The organism is Streptomyces sp. S3(2020), from assembly GCF_013044505.1.
GTDB lineage: Bacteria > Actinomycetota > Actinomycetes > Streptomycetales > Streptomycetaceae > Streptomyces.
The window spans coordinates 1-16,454 of record NZ_JABERD010000080.1 but is presented as its reverse complement, the minus strand read 5'-3'; the positions used below and the strand labels follow the sequence as shown (position 1 = coordinate 16,454).

Annotated in this window: 16 protein-coding genes; 8 read left to right on the top strand and 8 right to left on the bottom strand. The window is 71.5% G+C overall.

What is annotated here, in order from left to right; translation table 11 throughout:
- The first annotated feature begins 6 nt into the window (after positions 1-6).
- Positions 7-978, top strand: coding sequence for an aldose epimerase family protein (locus HLK59_RS24755; protein WP_171143698.1), 972 nt, complete (start codon positions 7-9; stop codon positions 976-978).
- Positions 979-1,048: 70 nt separating this feature from the next.
- Here HLK59_RS24755 and HLK59_RS24750 read toward each other — a convergent pair whose 3' ends face one another.
- Positions 1,049-3,496 (bottom strand): glycoside hydrolase family 3 C-terminal domain-containing protein, encoded by a 2,448-nt coding sequence (locus tag HLK59_RS24750; protein ID WP_171143697.1) that lies wholly within the window; start codon positions 3,494-3,496, stop codon positions 1,049-1,051.
- A gap of 102 nt (positions 3,497-3,598) precedes the next feature.
- Here HLK59_RS24750 and HLK59_RS24745 point away from each other — a divergent pair, with 102 nt between their 5' ends.
- Positions 3,599-4,180: a TetR/AcrR family transcriptional regulator gene (locus tag HLK59_RS24745; RefSeq protein ID WP_171143696.1), complete on the top strand. Its 582-nt coding sequence runs from the start codon at positions 3,599-3,601 to the stop codon at positions 4,178-4,180.
- On the opposite strand, the gene HLK59_RS24740 is transcribed toward HLK59_RS24745, so the two are convergent.
- Both HLK59_RS24740 and HLK59_RS24735 read right to left on the bottom strand, forming a co-directional pair.
- Positions 4,177-4,566, bottom strand: coding sequence for a RidA family protein (locus HLK59_RS24740; RefSeq protein WP_171143695.1), 390 nt, complete (start codon positions 4,564-4,566; stop codon positions 4,177-4,179). The genes HLK59_RS24745 and HLK59_RS24740 overlap by 4 nt on opposite strands.
- A 22-nt stretch (positions 4,567-4,588) precedes the next feature.
- Positions 4,589-5,383: an NAD(P)-dependent oxidoreductase gene (locus HLK59_RS24735; RefSeq protein WP_171143694.1), complete on the bottom strand. Its 795-nt coding sequence runs from the start codon at positions 5,381-5,383 to the stop codon at positions 4,589-4,591.
- 58 nt (positions 5,384-5,441) lie between these two features.
- Between HLK59_RS24735 and HLK59_RS24730 the strand changes: the two genes are divergently transcribed.
- The 3 genes from HLK59_RS24730 (at position 5,442) to HLK59_RS24720 (ending at position 8,016) form a co-directional block, all read left to right on the top strand.
- On the top strand, positions 5,442-6,365 hold the full coding sequence (locus tag HLK59_RS24730; protein ID WP_240982626.1) for a LysR family transcriptional regulator: 924 nt from the start codon (positions 5,442-5,444) through the stop codon (positions 6,363-6,365).
- A 48-nt stretch (positions 6,366-6,413) separates the two neighbouring features.
- Positions 6,414-6,680, top strand: coding sequence for a hypothetical protein (locus HLK59_RS24725; RefSeq protein ID WP_171143692.1), 267 nt, complete (start codon positions 6,414-6,416; stop codon positions 6,678-6,680).
- 91 nt (positions 6,681-6,771) lie between these two features.
- Positions 6,772-8,016: a pyroglutamyl peptidase gene (locus HLK59_RS24720; RefSeq protein ID WP_171143691.1), complete on the top strand. Its 1,245-nt coding sequence runs from the start codon at positions 6,772-6,774 to the stop codon at positions 8,014-8,016.
- Here HLK59_RS24720 and HLK59_RS24715 read toward each other — a convergent pair.
- The 3 genes from HLK59_RS24715 to HLK59_RS24705 form a co-directional block, all read right to left on the bottom strand.
- The gene (locus HLK59_RS24715) at positions 7,988-8,602 is read right to left on the bottom strand and encodes a LysE family transporter (protein ID WP_171143690.1); all 615 of its coding nucleotides are present in this window, start codon (positions 8,600-8,602) and stop codon (positions 7,988-7,990) included. The genes HLK59_RS24720 and HLK59_RS24715 overlap by 29 nt on opposite strands.
- Complete coding sequence (locus HLK59_RS24710) at positions 8,599-9,411, bottom strand: EI24 domain-containing protein (protein ID WP_171143689.1); 813 nt, start codon at positions 9,409-9,411, stop codon at positions 8,599-8,601. Before HLK59_RS24710 ends, HLK59_RS24715 begins: the two co-directional genes overlap by 4 nt.
- 82 nt (positions 9,412-9,493) lie before the next feature.
- A complete protein-coding gene (locus HLK59_RS24705) occupies positions 9,494-10,357 on the bottom strand; it encodes a hypothetical protein (RefSeq protein ID WP_171143688.1) in 864 nt (287 codons plus the stop codon).
- 190 nt (positions 10,358-10,547) lie between these two features.
- Here HLK59_RS24705 and HLK59_RS24700 point away from each other — a divergent pair, with 190 nt between their 5' ends.
- Together HLK59_RS24700 and HLK59_RS24695 are read left to right on the top strand one after the other, a co-directional pair.
- A complete protein-coding gene (locus HLK59_RS24700; protein ID WP_171143687.1) occupies positions 10,548-13,100 on the top strand; it encodes a M14 family zinc carboxypeptidase in 2,553 nt (850 codons plus the stop codon).
- Between the two features lie 26 nt (positions 13,101-13,126).
- Positions 13,127-14,284 (top strand): serine hydrolase domain-containing protein, encoded by a 1,158-nt coding sequence (locus tag HLK59_RS24695; protein WP_171143686.1) that lies wholly within the window; start codon positions 13,127-13,129, stop codon positions 14,282-14,284.
- 62 nt (positions 14,285-14,346) lie between these two features.
- On the opposite strand, the gene HLK59_RS24690 is transcribed toward HLK59_RS24695, so the two are convergent.
- Both HLK59_RS24690 and HLK59_RS24685 read right to left on the bottom strand, forming a co-directional pair.
- Positions 14,347-14,766 carry an organic hydroperoxide resistance protein gene (locus tag HLK59_RS24690; protein WP_171143685.1) on the bottom strand — a complete coding sequence of 140 codons (420 nt, stop codon included), beginning with the start codon at positions 14,764-14,766 and terminating at the stop codon, positions 14,347-14,349.
- Positions 14,767-14,861: 95 nt separating this feature from the next.
- On the bottom strand, positions 14,862-15,860 hold the full coding sequence (locus tag HLK59_RS24685) for an NADP-dependent oxidoreductase (RefSeq protein ID WP_171143684.1): 999 nt from the start codon (positions 15,858-15,860) through the stop codon (positions 14,862-14,864).
- Between the two features lie 89 nt (positions 15,861-15,949).
- Here HLK59_RS24685 and HLK59_RS24680 point away from each other — a divergent pair, with 89 nt between their 5' ends.
- Positions 15,950-16,387, top strand: a complete 438-nt coding sequence (locus HLK59_RS24680; protein ID WP_171143683.1) for a MarR family transcriptional regulator — start codon at positions 15,950-15,952, stop codon at positions 16,385-16,387.
- The last annotated feature ends 67 nt before the right edge of the window (positions 16,388-16,454 follow it).

Sequence of the window (16,454 nt, the reverse complement as noted above, 5' to 3'; positions counted from 1 at the left end):
TCGAACATGAACGAGCTCTTCGGCACACTTTCCGACGGCACCCCGGTCCACCGCTGGACGCTTGCGCGGGCCGGTGTGCGGGTCAGGGTGCTGTCGTACGGCGGGATCGTGCAGTCCGCCGAGGTCCCGGACCGGGACGGAGGCGCCGGGAACGTGGTGCTGGGGTTCGCGGACCTGGACGGGTATCTCACGCACACCGGGCCCTACTTCGGCGCGCTGATCGGCCGGTACGCGAACCGGATCGCCGGTGGCCGCTTCCCGCTGGACGGGGTGACGTACGCGCTGGCGCCCAACAACGCGCCGAACTCCCTGCACGGCGGCGGGCGCGGCTTCGACAAGCGGGTGTGGGACGTGACGCCCGTCGAGCACGGCATCCGGCTCTCCCGGGTCAGTCCGCACGGCGAGGAGGGCTTCCCGGGGCGCCTCGATGTCGCGGCGACGTACACGCTGGACGCGGACGGTGCGCTGCGGATCGCGTACGAGGCGGTGACGGACGCGCCGACGGTCCTCGCCCTGACGAACCACAGCTACTTCAACCTGGCCGGGTCCGGGGACGCGGGCGGCCATGAACTGCGGATCGCCGCCTCCCGGTTCACACCGGTCGACGCGGATCTCATCCCGACCGGGGTCCTGGAGGACGTGACCGGCGGGCGCTTCGACTTCCGGGAGAGCCGGAAGGTGGGCTCGGGGTACGACCACAACTTCGTGCTCGACAAGGGGGTGACCCCGGCGCCGGTCGAGGTCGCCGAGCTGCACGATCCCTCCACCGGGCGGGTGCTGACGGTGTCCACCACCGAGCCGGGCCTCCAGCTGTACACCGCGGACCATCTGGAGGAGCCCTTCGTGCCCTGCGAGGGTGTCGCGCTGGAGACCCAGCACTTCCCGGACTCCCCGAACCGGCCGGAGTTCCCGAGCACGGTGCTGCGGCCGGGCGAGGTGTTCCGGTCGGAGACGGTGTACGCGTTCGCGGTCCGCTAGAACGGCATAAGCCCCGGCCCGGGTGTCAGGTCCCGGACCGGGGCTGCTCTGTGGGGAGGCCTGTCCCGGATCAGACGTTAATCGTGGCGGTGAGGCGGCGGTCCGTGATCGAGCGGCCGACCTGGATCTCGTACGAACCCTTCACAAACGACCACGAGCCCTCCGCGCCCTCTCCCCCGGTCCACTGTTCGAAGGCCCGGCGGGGGATCTCGACGGTCACCTGGACGCTCTCGCCGGGTGCGGCCTCGACTGCGGCGAAGCCGGCCAGCTGCCGTTCCGGACGGTCGGTGCCCGCCTGGGCCGGGGCCAGATAGACCTGGACGACCTCGCGGCCGGTGCGCTCGCCGGAGTTGCGCAGGCGGACGTGGACCGTGGTGCCCTCGACCTGGACGGACTCGTAGGTCCAGTCGGTGTAGCCGAGGCCGTGGCCGAAGGGGTACGAGGGGGTGCGGCCCTCCTTCGCCCAGGCGCGGTAGCCGATGAAGACGTCCTCGGTGTAGCGGAGTTCGCCGTCGGCGGGGATCACCTGGGTGACCGGGGCGGCGTCCAGGGAGCCCCAGGTGGTGGGCAGGCGGCCGCCGGGCTCGTGGGCGCCGGTGAGGACGTCGGCGAGGGCGGCGCCGCCCTCCTGGCCGGGGAACCAGCTCAGGAGTACGGCGGCGACGTCGTCGCGCCAGGGCAGTTCGACCGGGGAGCCGGAGTTGACGACGACGACGGTGTTCGGGTTGGCGGCGGCGACGGCGCGGACGAGGTCGTCCTGGCGGCCGGGCAGTTCGAGGTCCCCCCGGTCGAAGCCCTCGGACTCGACGCGGTCGGTGGTGGCGACCACGACGACGGCGGTGTCGGCCCTGCGGGCGGCCTCGACGGCCTCGGCGATCAGCTCGTCGGCGTCGCGCTGCGGCTCCTGGTGGGCGAGTGCGAAGGCGATGACCATGAAGGGGATGCCCTCGGGCAGCTGGAAGACGTAGGTGAGGGAGACCTCGACCGGCTCGCCCGCGGTCAGTTCGACCTCGCCGCGCGGCACCGGGGAGCCGAAGAAGGCCTCGAAGGGGTCGCTGGTGTCGGCGGGGAGCTGGGGGGCGTCGTGGTACGTCGTGCCGTCGACGGTGAGGGTGAAGGCGCCGACGCCCTTGATGCCGAAGGTGTGGGTGCCGCTCTCGCGGGGGGTGAAGGTGCCGGTCAGCTCGATGGTGTGAAGGGCGTCGTGGGTGACGCCCTCGGGGAGGTCGTTGCCCATCCACTGGATCTGGCCGTTGGGCGCGGAGCCGCTTCCGATGACGTTGCCGTCGATGTCACGGCAGACGGCGCGCAGCGTGAACCCCTTGTCGGCGACCGCGAGTTCGGTGTTGGGGTCGGCGCCGACGGCGTACGTCAGGTCGGGGACGACCGCGGTGAGGCCGTCGAGCGGGGAGACGATCCGGGGCGGGAAGACGGTGGCGGAGCCGCCGCCGAGGACACGGGCGTCGCGGGCGGCGGCGCCGATGAGGACGACCGTGCCGTTCGGCTTCAGCGGCAGCGCGCTGTTCTCGTTTCTTACGAGCACGAAGCCGCGGCGGGCGATCTCGCGGGCCAGCGCCTCGCCGTCGATGGTGTCGGGCAGTTCGGTGACGACCGGCTCGGCGTTCTCCAGGATGCCGACGCGGGCGGCGAGCCGCAGGACGTTGCGTACCGCCTCGTCGACCTTGGCCTCCTCGACCTCGCCGTCCCGGACGGCCTGGGCGAGGGCCTCGCCGTACACGGTCCGGGGGCCGGGCATGGCGACGTCGAGGCCGCCCTCGATGGCGCCCTTCGTGGAGCGGGCGGCCATCCAGTCGGAGACGTTGTAGCCGTCGAAGCCCCACTCGCCGCGCGCGATCTCGTTCACGAGGTGGTGGTGCTCGGTCATCGTGACGCCGTTGACCTGGTTGTAGGCGGTCATGATGCCCCAGGGGCGGGCGTTCTCGACGATGAGTTCGAAGGGCCGCAGGTACAGCTCGCGCAGGGCGCGTTCGGAGACCACGTTGTCGACCGTGAAGCGGTCGGTCTCGGCGTCGTTGGCGACGAAGTGCTTGACGGTGGTGCCGACTCCGCCGGACTGGACGCCGTTGACGTATCCCGCGCCGATGAGGCCGGTGAGGTACGGGTCCTCGCTGTAGGCCTCGAAGTGGCGGCCGCCGAGCGGGGAGCGGTGCAGGTTGACGGTCGGGGCGAGCAGGACGTGGACGCCCTTGCGGCGGGCCTCCTGGGCGAGCAGCGCGCCGGCGCGGCGGGCGAGCGCGGGGTCCCAGGTGGCGCCGAGGGCGGTCGGGGACGGCAGCGCGATCGAGGGGTCGTCGGCGGTCCAGCGCACGCCTCGGACGCCGATCGGCCCGTCGGACATGACGAGGGAGCCGAGGCCGATCTCGGGCAGGGCGGGCAGGGTCCACATGTCCTGGCCGGCCAGCAGCCGGGACTTCGCGTCCAGGTCGAGCTTGCCGAGGGCCGCTTCCACGGCAGTCTCGCGCGCCTGGTCCGCCGGGGTGGAGTGGGTGCCCGCCATTGGGTCCTCCTGGTTTCGGTTCCGTGCAGTTCCCCCATCGTGCACCCGTTACCTGTAGAGCGGTAGGTTTCGTTATCTTGCCGTTATATTTGGCATACGGTCATGCCGTACGGTGACCCCATGAACGCCAGGGTCAGGAGCGAGGAACGGCGCGCGGAGATCGTCCGGGCGGCCCTGGAGGTGATCGCCGAGCGCGGCTACCGCGGGGCGAGCCTCGCCGCGGTAGCGGAGCGCGTCGGCCTCACCCAGCAGGGGCTGCTGCACCACTTCCCCACGAAGGAGGCCCTGCTGGTCGCCGTGCTCAAGGAGCGGGACCAGTGGGACGCGGTGCCCGACACCCGGTGGCGGATCGACCTGCTCGGCTCGCTCGTCGAGTACAACGCGATGCGGCCGAACATCATCCAGACCTTCTCGGCACTGCTCGGCGAGAGCGTGACCGACGGGCATCCGGCGCGCGCGTACTTCACCGAGCGCTATGCGCAGGTCCGCCAGAGCATGGCGGCGGTGCTGCGGACCGAGTACGGGGAGCGACTGCCGAACGGGCTGACGCCCGAGCGCACGGCGCCGTTGCTGGTGGCGGTCATGGACGGCTTGCAGTACCAGTGGCTCCTGGACCCCGAGTCGGTGGACATGCCCGGGGCGTTCCGGGACTTCCTCACGCTGCTGGGTGAGAACCCGGGCTAGCCCTTTGCCGGTACCGCGGCGACCACCTCCACCTCGATCCGCGCCTCCGGCCGGAACAGCTTCGGCACCTCGAAGGTCATGCTGGTGGGCGGGGTGCCGGTGAGGAACTCCCGTCGTACGGCGCCGTATTCCTGGAGGCTGTCGATGTCGGTGAGGTACGTGCGGATGTTGATGACGTCCGCGAGGGTGCCGCCGTGGGCCTTCAGCAGGGCGTCGATGGTCTCGAAGACGCCTCGGCTCTGCTCGGCGAGCGTCTCCCCCTCGGCGATCTGTCCGGAGACGAACAACAGGGCGCCGCCGTCGGCCTGTTCGACCCGGGCGACCTGGGAGTAGTAGGGGCTCAGGGGCTGGGGTGCGGAGGCGGGGTTGTCGATGGTGACCTTCACGGGGGCTCCCTTGTTCGCGGGTTCAGGCGGTGCGGATGCGGGCCGCGGCCCGGGAGATGTCCTCGCCGGGTTCGGCGACCCGGCGGTAGTGCTCCAACGCGGCCTCGACGGCGGGCAGTCGGGCCGTCCTCGTGGCCAGGTCGAGGTCCTTCACCGCGAGCGTGGCGTCGAAGTGCACGCCCTCGGCGTGGGCGCGGGCCACGACTCCGGCGAGGGGGCCGTTCGCGAGGGCGGTGCGGACCGTGTCGCCGTCCAGGCCGAGGGCGTCGGCGAGCCGCAGGGCCTCGGCGACCACCGCGATCCCGCTGATGACGGCCGAGTTGAGGACGAGTTTGAGGGCGGCGCCGGAGCCGAGGGGCCCGGTGCGGGTGACGCTGCCGAGGTGGGCGAGGAGGTGCTCGACGCCGGCCGTGTCACCGCCGGCGAGGATGCCGAGGGCGCCCGCGGCCGCCTTGTCGGTGCTGCCCATGACAGGGGCGTCGACGAGGGTGGCCCGAGGGAGCCGGGCGGCGAGCCGGAGCACGGCATCCGGGCCGACGGTCGACATCTCGATCCAGTGGACGCCGGGCCGCAGGGCTTCCCCGGCGGCCCGGGCCACCGCCTCCAGCGCGTCGGGGCCGGCGAGCATGGTGATGACGACGTCGGCGTCCCGGACGGCCCCGGCCGGGGAGGCGGCGAGCGCGGCCCCCTCGGCGACGAGCGGTCCTGCCTTGTCGGCGGTGCGGTTCCAGACGGTCAACGGGTGTCCTGCGGCGAGGAGTCGGCGGGCCATGGGGGCGCCCATGTGACCCAGGCCGAGGAATGCGATGTGCTCCATGGCGCCGACGCTAGGTCCGCGCCAGCGATGCGACAAGCGAATGTCTAGCATGGCTCCCATGCCGTCTCCGCATGAATTGCCCGATCTCTCCACCGTCTGGCTGCGCGCCTTCCTCGAAGTCGCCCGCCAGGGTTCCTTCACGGTCGCCGCGCGGACCCTCGGCTGGACCCAGTCCGCGGTGTCCCGGCAGATCTCCTCGCTGGAGTCGGCGCTCGGCGGGGGGCCGCTCTTCGACCGGCTGCCGCGGGGCGTACGGCTCACCGAGGCGGGCCGGGTCCTGGTGCCGCACGCCGAGGCCGTCGTCGAGGCGTTGCACGGGGCCGGGCGCGAGCTGTCGGCGCTGCGCGAAGTGGCGGGCGGGCGGCTGCGGTTCGGGGCGTTCGCCACGGCCGACGCGGCGCTGGTGCCGCGGGCGCTCGGCGCCTTCCGGGACCGCCATCCACGCGTCCGGGTCTCCCGCGAGGAGGGGTTCACCCCTGGACTCCTGGACCGGCTCGCCGCCGGACATCTGGACTTGGCGGTGGTGTCCACGACGGGCGGCACGCCGCTGGAGCCGTACGACCTCCACCACCTCCTCGACGAGTCCCTCTACGTCGCCGTCCCGGCCGCGCATCCACTGGCGGACGGCGGCCCGGTCCGGCTCGGCCGGCTCGCCGACGCCGACTGGATCTCCGGCAGCGCCCGCCCGGAGGGGACGCTGCTGGACGCGGCCCTGCGGCAGGGCTTCCGGCCGCGCGTCGCCCACGTCGTCGCCGAGTGGACCGCCAAGCAGGGGTACGTCGCCGCGGGCCTCGGGGTGACGCTGGTCCCGGCGCTGGCGGCGGAGTCGGTACGGCCGGACGTCACCCTGCTGCGGGTGCTGGACGAGGGGGCGCCGGCGCGGGCGGTGTACGCGGCGACGGCACGGGGACGGACGCCGGCACCCGCGGTGGGGGCGTTCGTGGCTGTGCTGCGGGAGGCCGCGGGCCGGATCCCGGGGTAGGTACGGATACTCAGGCGGCTCCGCTCCCCTCCGGCGAGGATGGGCGCCATGAGGGCGAAGAACACCATCACCGTGCTCGCGCTTCTGCCGGTCGACCTCCTTGCCGTGGCCTACGGATGGTGGGTCGCCGGGTGGAGCGGATGGGCGGCGAACTGGAACGAGGAACCGTACGAGCCGCCGATGACGGAGCTGGGCACGGCGTGCGCGGTGGTGGCGGCCATCGGCGTCGCGCTGCTGCTCGCCCGGCTGTGGGGAGCGGCCGTCTTCCAGGTGATCCCCGTGCTCGCACTGATCGCGTTGATGTACCCCTCCTGAGTCACACCCCATGGCGTAGACCACTTCCGTCACGCATACTTCCGCCGTCGGCACCACCACGCTCCCCACGGCGACGGAAGGCTGAACCTCCTTGAATTCCCTACGTGTTCGCATCGGTGTTCTCGGTGTGGTCCTGATGGCCGGGCTCGCGATACCCCAGGCGGCCGAGGCGGCTCCCACCGCCACCGTCGAGGAACTCCGGCTCGACAAGGCCGTACCGCAGGAGATTCTGCGGCGGTCCGGATTCGACTCGGTGGCACCGGAGTTCGCGCGCGAGCTCGGCTCGGCGCGCACCTACGCGCAGGCCCGCCGGATCGTCGTACGCGAGGGGTCCGCGCTGTGGAAGCGGGCCGTCGACCGGGCGCAGGGGCGGGGGCCGGCCGGGGGTGATCTGAGCCGGGACGACGATCGGCCGTTGTACTGGGCGCGGTTGGGGATGACGCGGGAGGTGCGGACCTGGGAGCCGGGGTTCGGGCTGGGTGAGGGGCAACGGGCCGCGCTGCTGGACGAGTTGGAGCGGACCTCGCGGGGGCAGACCGCCATCCGCTATCCGTCCGGGAAGGGGATCAGGCGGATCCTCGTCACCGGGTTCGATCCGTTCACGCTGGACCGGGACATCCGGATCTCCAATCCGTCCGGAGCGACCGCGCTCGCGCTCGACGGCACGGTGATCGAGACGGCGGAAGGGCCGGCCCGGGTGGAGACGGCCGTGTTCCCGGTGCGCTGGCAGGACTTCGCGGCGGGGACGGTGGAGCGGACGCTCCGACCGTATCTGAGGAAGGTCGACCTGTTCACCACGGTCAGCCAGGGGCGGGTCGGGCGGTTCGACATCGAGCGGACCAACGGGGCCTGGCGGGGCGGGTTCCCGGACAACGAGAACATCTCGCGCACGGAGACCGTCCCCGTCACCGACCCGGCCTCGCAGCCGCAGTGGACGACGACGACCCTGCCGTACAAGGCGATCGTGGCGGCGGGCACCGGGCGCTTCCCGGTGTACGACAACACGAGCGTGACCGAGATCCCGGCGGGAGGGACGGAGGCCGTCGTGCGGGCGGACGGGCCGACGGAGGGGTCGACGGCCCGGGCCGGGGGCGGCGGGAACTACCTGTCCAACGAGATCGCCTACCGGGCCACGCTGCTGCGGGACCGGCTGGGGCTGCACGACGCGTTGCCCGGTGGGCATGTGCACACGCCCGTGCTCCAGTTCGGCACGGGCAACACCACCGAGGTCACCGATCCCGAGTTCGTGAAGAACCGGCTGGACATCATCGCTCAGGTGCGGTCGATCCTGACCGTGGCCGCGGACTCTAGTGGGACGGGGCGAACGCGAGGCTGACGCCGAGGCCGGCCAGGACCGAGCCGATCACCTTGTTGAGGATCTTCTGGCCGCGCAGCATCAGGTCGCGCATCCGGTCGTGCGAGAAGAAGACCGCGACGACGCCGAACCACAGCAGGTGGGCCAGCGACATGAACAGGCCGTAGCCCACCTGCTGGTAGACCGGGGTGCCGGGGCTGACGACCTGGGCGAAGGTCGAGACGACGAAGAGGGTCGTCTTCGGGTTGAGGACGTTGGTGAGGAAGCCGGAGCGCAGGGCCTGCGCCGGGGTCAGGTCCGAGGTGGTCTCCAGGTCGACCTGGACCTCGGCGCGGGTGCGGAAGGTGCGGACGCCGATGTAGACGAGGTAGGCCGCGCCGACCAGCTTGATCACCGTGAACAGGAAGGTGGAGGAGGCGATCAGCAGGCCCACGCCGAGCATCGTGTAGGTGACGTGCACGAGGACGCCGGCGGCGACACCGGTCGCGGCGAGCAGTCCGGTGCGGCGGCCGTGGAGGTAGCTGTTGCGGACGACCATGGCGAAGTCGGCGCCCGGGGCGATGACGGCCAGGACGGTGATGACGGCGACGGCGAGTATCTCGGTCAAGAGGTGATCTCCTCCACGTCATGGTCGTTGCTGTTGTTGCTCTTGCCGTGGGAGTCCTCGCGGGTCTCCTCCCCGAGCAGGTCGCGGGCCATCAGGGTGGCGCCCGCGACCGCGCCGGGCATCAGGAACACCGCGACGAACGGCACCAGGAAGGCCACGCCGAGAGGGGTGCCGAAGCCCCAGATCAGCATCTTGCGGGAGCGGAACAGGGCGAGCCGGTCGCGGAGTTCGACGCCTCGGCGCTGGAGGGCCACGGCCGCGAGTTCCTCGGTGAGGAAGAAGCCGGTGACGAAGAAGCCGATCACCGGGACGACGGTCTGTCCGACGAACGGGATGAAACCGAGGCCGAAGAGCAGCACCGCCCAGAGCGCGGCACGGACCACGATCCGCAGGCTGTCGCGGCCCGAGATCCACAGCTCGCGCCAGAGGGGGAGGCCGGACTCGGGGGCGGTGCCGTCCGGGGACACATCACGGTCGACCGTCTCCGAGAGGCTCTCGTAGAAGGGCTGGCCGACCAGGAGCGTGACCGCGGTGAAGGTCAGCACGGCGAGGAGGAGGGCGAGGGCCCACAGCACGACGGTGAGGAAGCCGCGGAACAGGCCGAGCCAGGGGCTGGACCAGTCGTCGGCGAAGGGGGTGGCCCAGGTGATGAAGTCCTCGCCCCAGAGCGCGAGCGAGACGAGCGCCGCCGCGTAGAGAACGAGGGTGATCAGGCCAGGGATCAGCCCGAAGCCGTACTGCTTGCCGTGCCGGGCCACCCATCGCTGGCCTTTCAGCAAGTACGTGAAGCCCACCCCAAGATCGCGCATGGGGGAACTCTATCGGGCGGCGGGGACAGGGTTCGCGGTCGTGGACGCCATCAGGCCTCACCCTCGGCGGGCCCCCTCCCGGTCACCCCGGTGCCACCGCCACCACCACTCCCCGCTCGGCGGCCGGTGACACCGCCGCCTGTACCCGTACCGCCGCCGCCCGGGCCACCCGCCCCGCGCGCGACGCCCCGGCCAGCAGCACCGGCTGGAGGTGTTCAAGGCCCGCCACCAGCAGTTCCTCCCCCGCGATCAGCACCGGACGGGCCGCCTTCGTGGTCGCCGCCGCCGCTTCCGTGAGGTCGGCGAGGGGCTGGAGGGAGGCGCGGACCACGCCCGCGCCCGCGACGGCCGCGCGTTCCGCCAGGGCGACCTGGAGCGGCATCAGCGGGGCCAGCGCGGCGGTCAACGCGTCGGCGATGCGGCGGAGTTCGGGGGAGGAGTCGCGCAGGATCTCCGCCGCCGTCCGGATCACCGGGGTCAGGGCGAGCATGGTGCCCGCCGCCAGCCCCGCCGCCGCGGGCAGCAGCGGGGACATCGCCTCCACCAGGTCGCCCAGCGCGGTCGCGAACTCCTCCACCGCCGGCTCCACCGCGTCCAGGACCGGCAGCAGACTGTCGCCCAGCGCCGTCAGCAGGGCCTGCGCCGGTTCGCTGACCGGGTGCACGGCCAGAGGAGCGCCGCTCGTGCCGAGCCGGGTCAGCGTGTCCACGATCCGGTAGAACGCCTCCTGCGCCTGCGGCGACGCGCTCGCCTGAGCCAGCTCCGCCGTCGTCTCGCGCAGGACCCTCAGCACCTCCTGGCCCGAACCGTCCCTGGGGTCGAAGGTGTTGATCGCGATCTTCGTGATGTTGCCGGCCGTGTCCAGGAGTTGGCCGGTGATGTCGGTGGTGCTGCGCGCCATACGCAGTACGTCTTCCCTGCTGGGGAGCGGAGGGATCGGTGCCATGAGGAGCCTTCCTCGCATCGCCTGACAAGCCGCCGTCGCCGGATGTCCCGAGCTCAGCATGCCCCCTTCGGCCCCCTGGAGATGCGCCATCCGGGGCATCCGTGACACCAACTCCCTCTTGTTCCGGTTGAGTCGAACAGGTACATGTCGCCGTACCGATCTCAGGAAGCTCCCGGAGGAGGTACGACGCGTGCGCACCACGAGAACCGCACCCGCGAGACCCGTACTGATCGCCGCCCTCGCCCTCACCACGGCAGGATCACTGCTGCTCACCCCGCACCCGGCCGGTGCGGAACCCGCGCCGCCCGTCACCCGGGACGAGGCACCGCTGGACCAGCGGGCCGCCCAGGCCCCCGCGAGCGCCGCCCTAAGGGCCCTCGCCGGCGAACGGACGACGGGCGGCGCGGTCGGCACGGTCCGCGGCTACCCCCGCGAGCAGATCCTCTCCCCCGACCCGGTGAACCCCGCCGACAAGTCCATCAAGCTCGGCCTCACCCCGTACCACGCGATCGCCCCGAAGCTGAACGCCGTCCAGGCCCTCGGCGACCGCGTCAGTGTCGAGGTCGCCGGACGGTCGGCCGGCGGACACCGGCTCTACCTCGTGACCGTCACCGCGCCGGAGACGGCCCGCCAGGCCCGCGCCCAGGAGCGGATGCGCGACCTCATCGAGAACTCCCCCGACCGGGCCGCCAAGTCAGCGGAGATCAAGACCGGTTACAAGGCACCCGTCTTCGTCAACAACAACATCCACGGCAACGAGTGGGAGGGCACCGACGCCTCCCTGAAGCTCATCGAGCGGCTCGCCACCGCCACGGACGCCGGCACCCGGGACCTGCTCGCCCGCTCCCGGCTCTACTTCAACATCACCGCCAACCCGGACGGCCGTATCGCCGGCACCCGCGCCAACGCCAACGGCTTCGACATGAACCGGGACTTCGTCACCGCCTCGCAGCCCGAGGTACGGGCGATGCGGCAGATCGAGATCGACAAGCAGCCCGCCGTCATGCTCGACCTGCACGGCTATGTCAACGGCACCCTCATCGAGCCCACCACTCCCCCGCACGGCGAGAACTACGAGTACGACCTCTTCCTGAAGAACACCTACGCCAACGCCCTCGGCATGGAGGCCGCCGTCAACGGCCTCGGCTACACGCCCGCGAAGGACGGGGTGCGGCCCGCGCAGATCCCCTTCCGGGACCAGGAGGAGGGCTGGGACGACTGGCCGCCGATCTTCACCCCGCAGTACGCGGCGTTCCACGGCACGGTCGCCGCGCACACGGTCGAGATCCCGTTGCAGGTGAACAACGCGGCCTACGACAACCTGCCGGTGGAGGAACTGCGGCGCCGGTCGGCCGTCAACGTGGACGTCGCCGGCGCGGCCATCCGCGCCACCCTCGACTTCGTCCGGACCCACCGCACCGCGCTGGTCAGCGACCAGATCGAGGTCTTCCGCCGCGGGACCACGGGCGCCGCACAGATCCCCGTCTCCTCCGAGTCGGTCCCCGGAGTCCCCGGCATCGGCCCCGAGGACGTCTACACGACCACCTTCCCGCGCGCCTACGTCCTCCCCGGCACCGCGAACACCACCGCCACCGCCCGTCTCGTCGGCCACCTCCTCGCCAACGACGTCCGTGTCACCCGCGCGAGCCACTCCTTCCGGCTCGGCGGAAGGACGTACGCGAAGGGCTCGTACGTCATCGACATGCACCAGCCCAAGCGGGGCTTGGCCAATGTGCTGCTCGCCGACGGACGGGACATCAGCGACAAGGTCTCGGTGATGTACGACATCTCGGGCTGGAGCCTGGGCCGGCTGTGGGGCGCCACGGTGGAGGCGGTGCCGACCGGCACCCTCAAGGCGCTGCCGCTGCGGTCCGTCGACGAGGCCGCACCCGTCGGCCACGTCGCCCCGCGCGGCGCCCTGCGGCTGCGCCTGGACGACCCGCAGGCGATCGCCGCCGTCAACTCCCTGCTCCGGCAGGGTGTTCCGGTACGACGGACAGCCGACGGCGGCAGCGCGATCGTCCCGGCGTCGGCACGGCAGAAGGCGGCCGAACTGGCCCGGACGTACGACGTGACCTTCGACGCGACGACCCTCACCGGCACCCGGGCACTCCCCCGCACCCGTATCGCGGCGGCCGTGACCCCCGGCGAGCTCTTCGCGCTGCGCGAGATGAACTTCGAGGTCACCCCCGTCTCGACGGCCGTCCTCAACGCGGGCTTCGACTGGTCGTCGACGGACGCCCTGTTCGTGTCCGCGGGGCTGGAGCACGGGGCGCTCACCGCGTCCGCCCGCACCGCCCTGGACGCCTTCCTCGACTCCGGTCACGGTCTCGTCGGGCGCGGCGTCACCGGAGCCGGACTCGCCACCGCCACCGGCCTGCTGACCGCGAAGCCGGTCGAGGGCAACGGGGACGCCAACGGGGTGGTGCGCGTGGTGAACTCGGGGCCGGTGACCGCCGGCACTCCCGGGCACGGTTTCGTGTACGCGCCCGTCTGGTTCACGGACCTCGGCCCACAGGTCCGGGTGGAGCAGTCGTACGCGGCCGGGAACCCCCTTGTCTCCGGGCACTGGCGCCCGTCGCAGGACGGCAGCGGTGGGCCTCTGGCCGCGGCCGGACAGCCCTCGGTCGTCAGTGGTCCGCAGTCGGTCCTCTTCGGCACCGAACCCCTCTTCCGGGATCATCCGAAGGGGCAATTCCCGCAGGTCGCAAGGGCGCTGTTCAGCATGGCCGGCGCCGGCTAGCGGTGTAGATCAGTCAAGGAGAGCGGATGACACAGGAGATACACGGCACCGTCGCCGACGGCTTCGAGGCGGTGCGTGAGGAGTTCACCGCGTTCGTGGCCGGTGAACGCCCCGACTACGAGGGCCAGTTGTGCGCGTACGTCCACGGCCGCAGGGTCGTGGACCTGTGGACGGGGGACGGCAACGACGCCGACTCCCTCCACGCCGTGTTCTCGTCGACGAAGGGTGCCGCGCATCTCGTGGCCGCTCTCCTCGTCCAGGACGGCACGCTCGAACTGGACCGCAAGGTGACGTACTACTGGCCGGAGTTCGCGGCCGAGGGCAAGGGCGCGCTGACCCTGCGCGAACTGATCACCCACCGGGCCGGACTGGTCGGTCTCGACGCCGGGTTCAGCCGGGACGAGCTGGCCGACGACCGGGTGATCGCCGAACGCCTCGCCGACCAGCGGCCGTTCTGGCGCCCGGGCACGGCCTTCGGCTACCACGCCCTGGTCATCGGCGCGCTCACCGGCGAGGTCGTACGCCGGGCGACGGGCCGTACGATCCAGGAGCTGTGGGAGGAGCGGATCCGGGCACCGTACGCCCTGGACTTCCATCTGGGCCTGCCCGCGGCCCTGGAACCGCGGTACCGCTCCGCGCAGCCGATGATCCCCACCCCGGTCCAGCAGGCCGAGATCGACGCCGCCCCCACGGGCCCGCACACCCTGGCGTCGATCGCGTTCAACGCGCATGTGCCGGACCCGGGTGACCTGCTGGAGTACGCCAACTCCCGTACCGTGCGCGCCAAGGGCCCGGCGTCGGCGGGCGGGGTGGCGGCCGCGCGCGGGCTCGCCGGAATGTACGCGGCGGCGATCAGCGAGGTGGGCGACCGGCCACCGCTGCTGAAGCCGGACACCATCGCCGAGGTCGGCCAGATCCACTCCAGCGGCTACGACCTGGTGGTCCGTGACCACCGCTCCTTCGGTCTGGGTTTCCAGGCCATCGCCGACACCCGCCACCCCTTCCTGGGCGCCGGCACCTTCGGGCACAGCGACGCGGGCGGCTCCCAGGCCTTCGCCGACCCGTGGAGCGGTCTGGCCTACGGCTACACCCGGCGCCGGCTCGCCTTCCCCGGCGGGGCGGCGCCGGAGAACGACCGGCTGGTGAAGGCGGTGCACACCGCGGCGCTGACGCTGCGCGTGTGACACGGACGAAGGCCGCACCCCACGTCCGGGGGTGCGGCCTTCGCCGTACGCGGCGAACGGTGTCAGACCAGCGTCACGCTGATGTTGCCGCGGGTCGCCTTCGAGTACGGGCAGACCTGGTGGGCCTTCTCCAGAAGGTCCCTGGCGGTCGCGGCGTCGACGTTCGGGATGCGGGCCGAGATCTCGACGATGATCCCGAAGCCGTCGTCGTTCTTGCCGATGCCGACCTTCGCGGTGACCGTCGAGCCGGAGATGTCGGCCTTCTCCAGACGGGCGACGACGCCGAGGGCGCCCTGGAAGCAGGCGCTGTAACCGGCGGCGAACAGCTGCTCGGGGTTGGTGCCCTCGCCGCTGCCGCCCATCTCCTTGGGCGGGTTCACGACGACGTCGAGCCTGCCGTCCTCGGTGGCCACCCGGCCGTCACGGCCGTTCTCGGCGGTCGCGACGGCGGTGTACAGGACATCGGTCTGCTGGATGGACATGCGGTGTCTTCCTCCTAGGTCCGCCGCGCTCGCGCCCACGATCGACGACGGGATTCGGAAAGAAGTTACCGCATTACGAAAACCGGCAGAAGGTGTCAGATCTTGACGATCATCTTTCCGGTGTTGTCGCCGCGCAGAACACCGAGGAAGGCCTCCAGGTTGTTCTCGATGCCCTCGACCACGGTCTCGCGGTACTTCAGCTCACCGGAGCGGACCCAGGCGCCGACCTCCTGGACGAACTGCGACTGAAGGTCGTAGTGGTCGCCGACGAGCAGGCCCTCGATGCGGCCGCGGGTCTGGATGAGACGGGCGAGGTTGCGCGGGCCGGGGGCGGGCTCGGTGTTGTTGTAGACCGAGATCATGCCGCAGACGGCGATACGACCTCCCTGGTTCAGCGAACCGATGGCCGCCTCCAGGTGATCCCCGCCGACGTTGTCGAAGTAGACGTCGACACCGTCCGGCGCGGCCTCTCGGAGCTGCTGGCTCACCGGGCCGTTCTTGTAGTTGAACGCGGCGTCGAAGCCGTACTCCTCGACGAGGAGCTTCACCTTGTCGTCCGAACCGGCCGAGCCGATGACCCGCGAGGCACCCTTGAGCTTCGCGATCTGACCGACCTGGCTGCCGACGGCGCCGGCCGCGCCGGAGACGAAGACGCTGTCGCCCTCCTTGAAGACGGCGGTGCGCAGGAGGCCGGCGTAGGCCGTGAGGCCGGTCATGCCGAGGACGCCGAGGTACGTCGACAGGGGCGCGGCCTCGGGGTCGACCTTGACCGCCTGCGTGGCGTCGAACGTGGCGTACTCGCGCCAGCCGCCGAAGTGCAGGACGTGGTCGCCGACGGCTATCCCCTCCGCCTCGGAGGCGACGACCTCGCCGACCGCGCCGCCCTGCATCGCCTTGCCGAGCTCGAAGGGGGCCACGTACGACTTCGCGGCGCTCATCCTGCCGCGCATGTACGGGTCGACGGACAGGTACTTGTTCCGTACGAGGACCTGTCCCGCCGCGGGCTGCTTGACCTCTGCCTCGACCAGGGCGAAGTCCTCGGGCTTGGGCCAGCCGACGGGACGGGAGAGGAGGTGCCACTCGCGGTTGATCATCACGGAACCTTTCGGATTTACTTCAGTACCTGAAACAACCATGCTCCTGAATATTTCATGTTGTCAAGTAATGGGGGTATGCTCGTCTCATGGCCACACCACAGAAGACCGCTCGTCCCGATGCGCTGACCCTTGAGGTCGTCGAGCTGATCGGGGACGTCGTGGCCCGTTTCTACGCGGATTTCGAGGATGCGGCGGCGGAGCATGCGCTGACCGGGGCGCAGGCTCGGTTGTTGAGTCTGCTGTCGCTTGAGCCTCTGCCGATGCGGAAGCTGGCGCACAAGCTGCGGTGCGAGCCGTCGAATGTCACCGGGATCGTGGATCGGCTGGAGTCGCGGGGGCTGGTGGAGCGGCGTCCGGATCCTGCGGATCGGCGTGTGAAGCTGGCGGCTGTGACGGAGGAGGGGCGGGTGGTGGCCCGGAGCCTGCGGGAGTCCCTCCGGTTCGCCCGGGAGCCACTGGCGGGCCTGTCCGACTCGGAACGAACGGTCTTCCGGGACCTGCTGCGGCGGATGCTCGGCTCTTGAACCGGGGGGGGTGCGCACCAGACCTTCTTCGCCCCCGCCGCCCTTACCCATCCACACCCCCAGGGGC

Coding starts and splice junctions, on each gene's coding strand:
- HLK59_RS24690 (WP_171143685.1), bottom strand. CDS start 14,766: ATGTCCATCCAGCAGACCGATGTCCTGTACACCGCCGTCGCGACCGCC.
- HLK59_RS24705 (WP_171143688.1), bottom strand. CDS start 10,357: ATGGCACCGATCCCTCCGCTCCCCAGCAGGGAAGACGTACTGCGTATG.
- HLK59_RS24750 (WP_171143697.1), bottom strand. CDS start 3,496: ATGGCGGGCACCCACTCCACCCCGGCGGACCAGGCGCGCGAGACTGCC.
- HLK59_RS24745 (WP_171143696.1), top strand. CDS start 3,599: ATGCCGTACGGTGACCCCATGAACGCCAGGGTCAGGAGCGAGGAACGG.
- HLK59_RS24735 (WP_171143694.1), bottom strand. CDS start 5,383: ATGGAGCACATCGCATTCCTCGGCCTGGGTCACATGGGCGCCCCCATG.
- HLK59_RS24755 (WP_171143698.1), top strand. CDS start 7: ATGAACGAGCTCTTCGGCACACTTTCCGACGGCACCCCGGTCCACCGC.
- HLK59_RS24730 (WP_240982626.1), top strand. CDS start 5,442: ATGCCGTCTCCGCATGAATTGCCCGATCTCTCCACCGTCTGGCTGCGC.
- HLK59_RS24680 (WP_171143683.1), top strand. CDS start 15,950: ATGGCCACACCACAGAAGACCGCTCGTCCCGATGCGCTGACCCTTGAG.
- HLK59_RS24710 (WP_171143689.1), bottom strand. CDS start 9,411: ATGCGCGATCTTGGGGTGGGCTTCACGTACTTGCTGAAAGGCCAGCGA.
- HLK59_RS24725 (WP_171143692.1), top strand. CDS start 6,414: ATGAGGGCGAAGAACACCATCACCGTGCTCGCGCTTCTGCCGGTCGAC.
- HLK59_RS24685 (WP_171143684.1), bottom strand. CDS start 15,860: ATGATCAACCGCGAGTGGCACCTCCTCTCCCGTCCCGTCGGCTGGCCC.
- HLK59_RS24695 (WP_171143686.1), top strand. CDS start 13,127: ATGACACAGGAGATACACGGCACCGTCGCCGACGGCTTCGAGGCGGTG.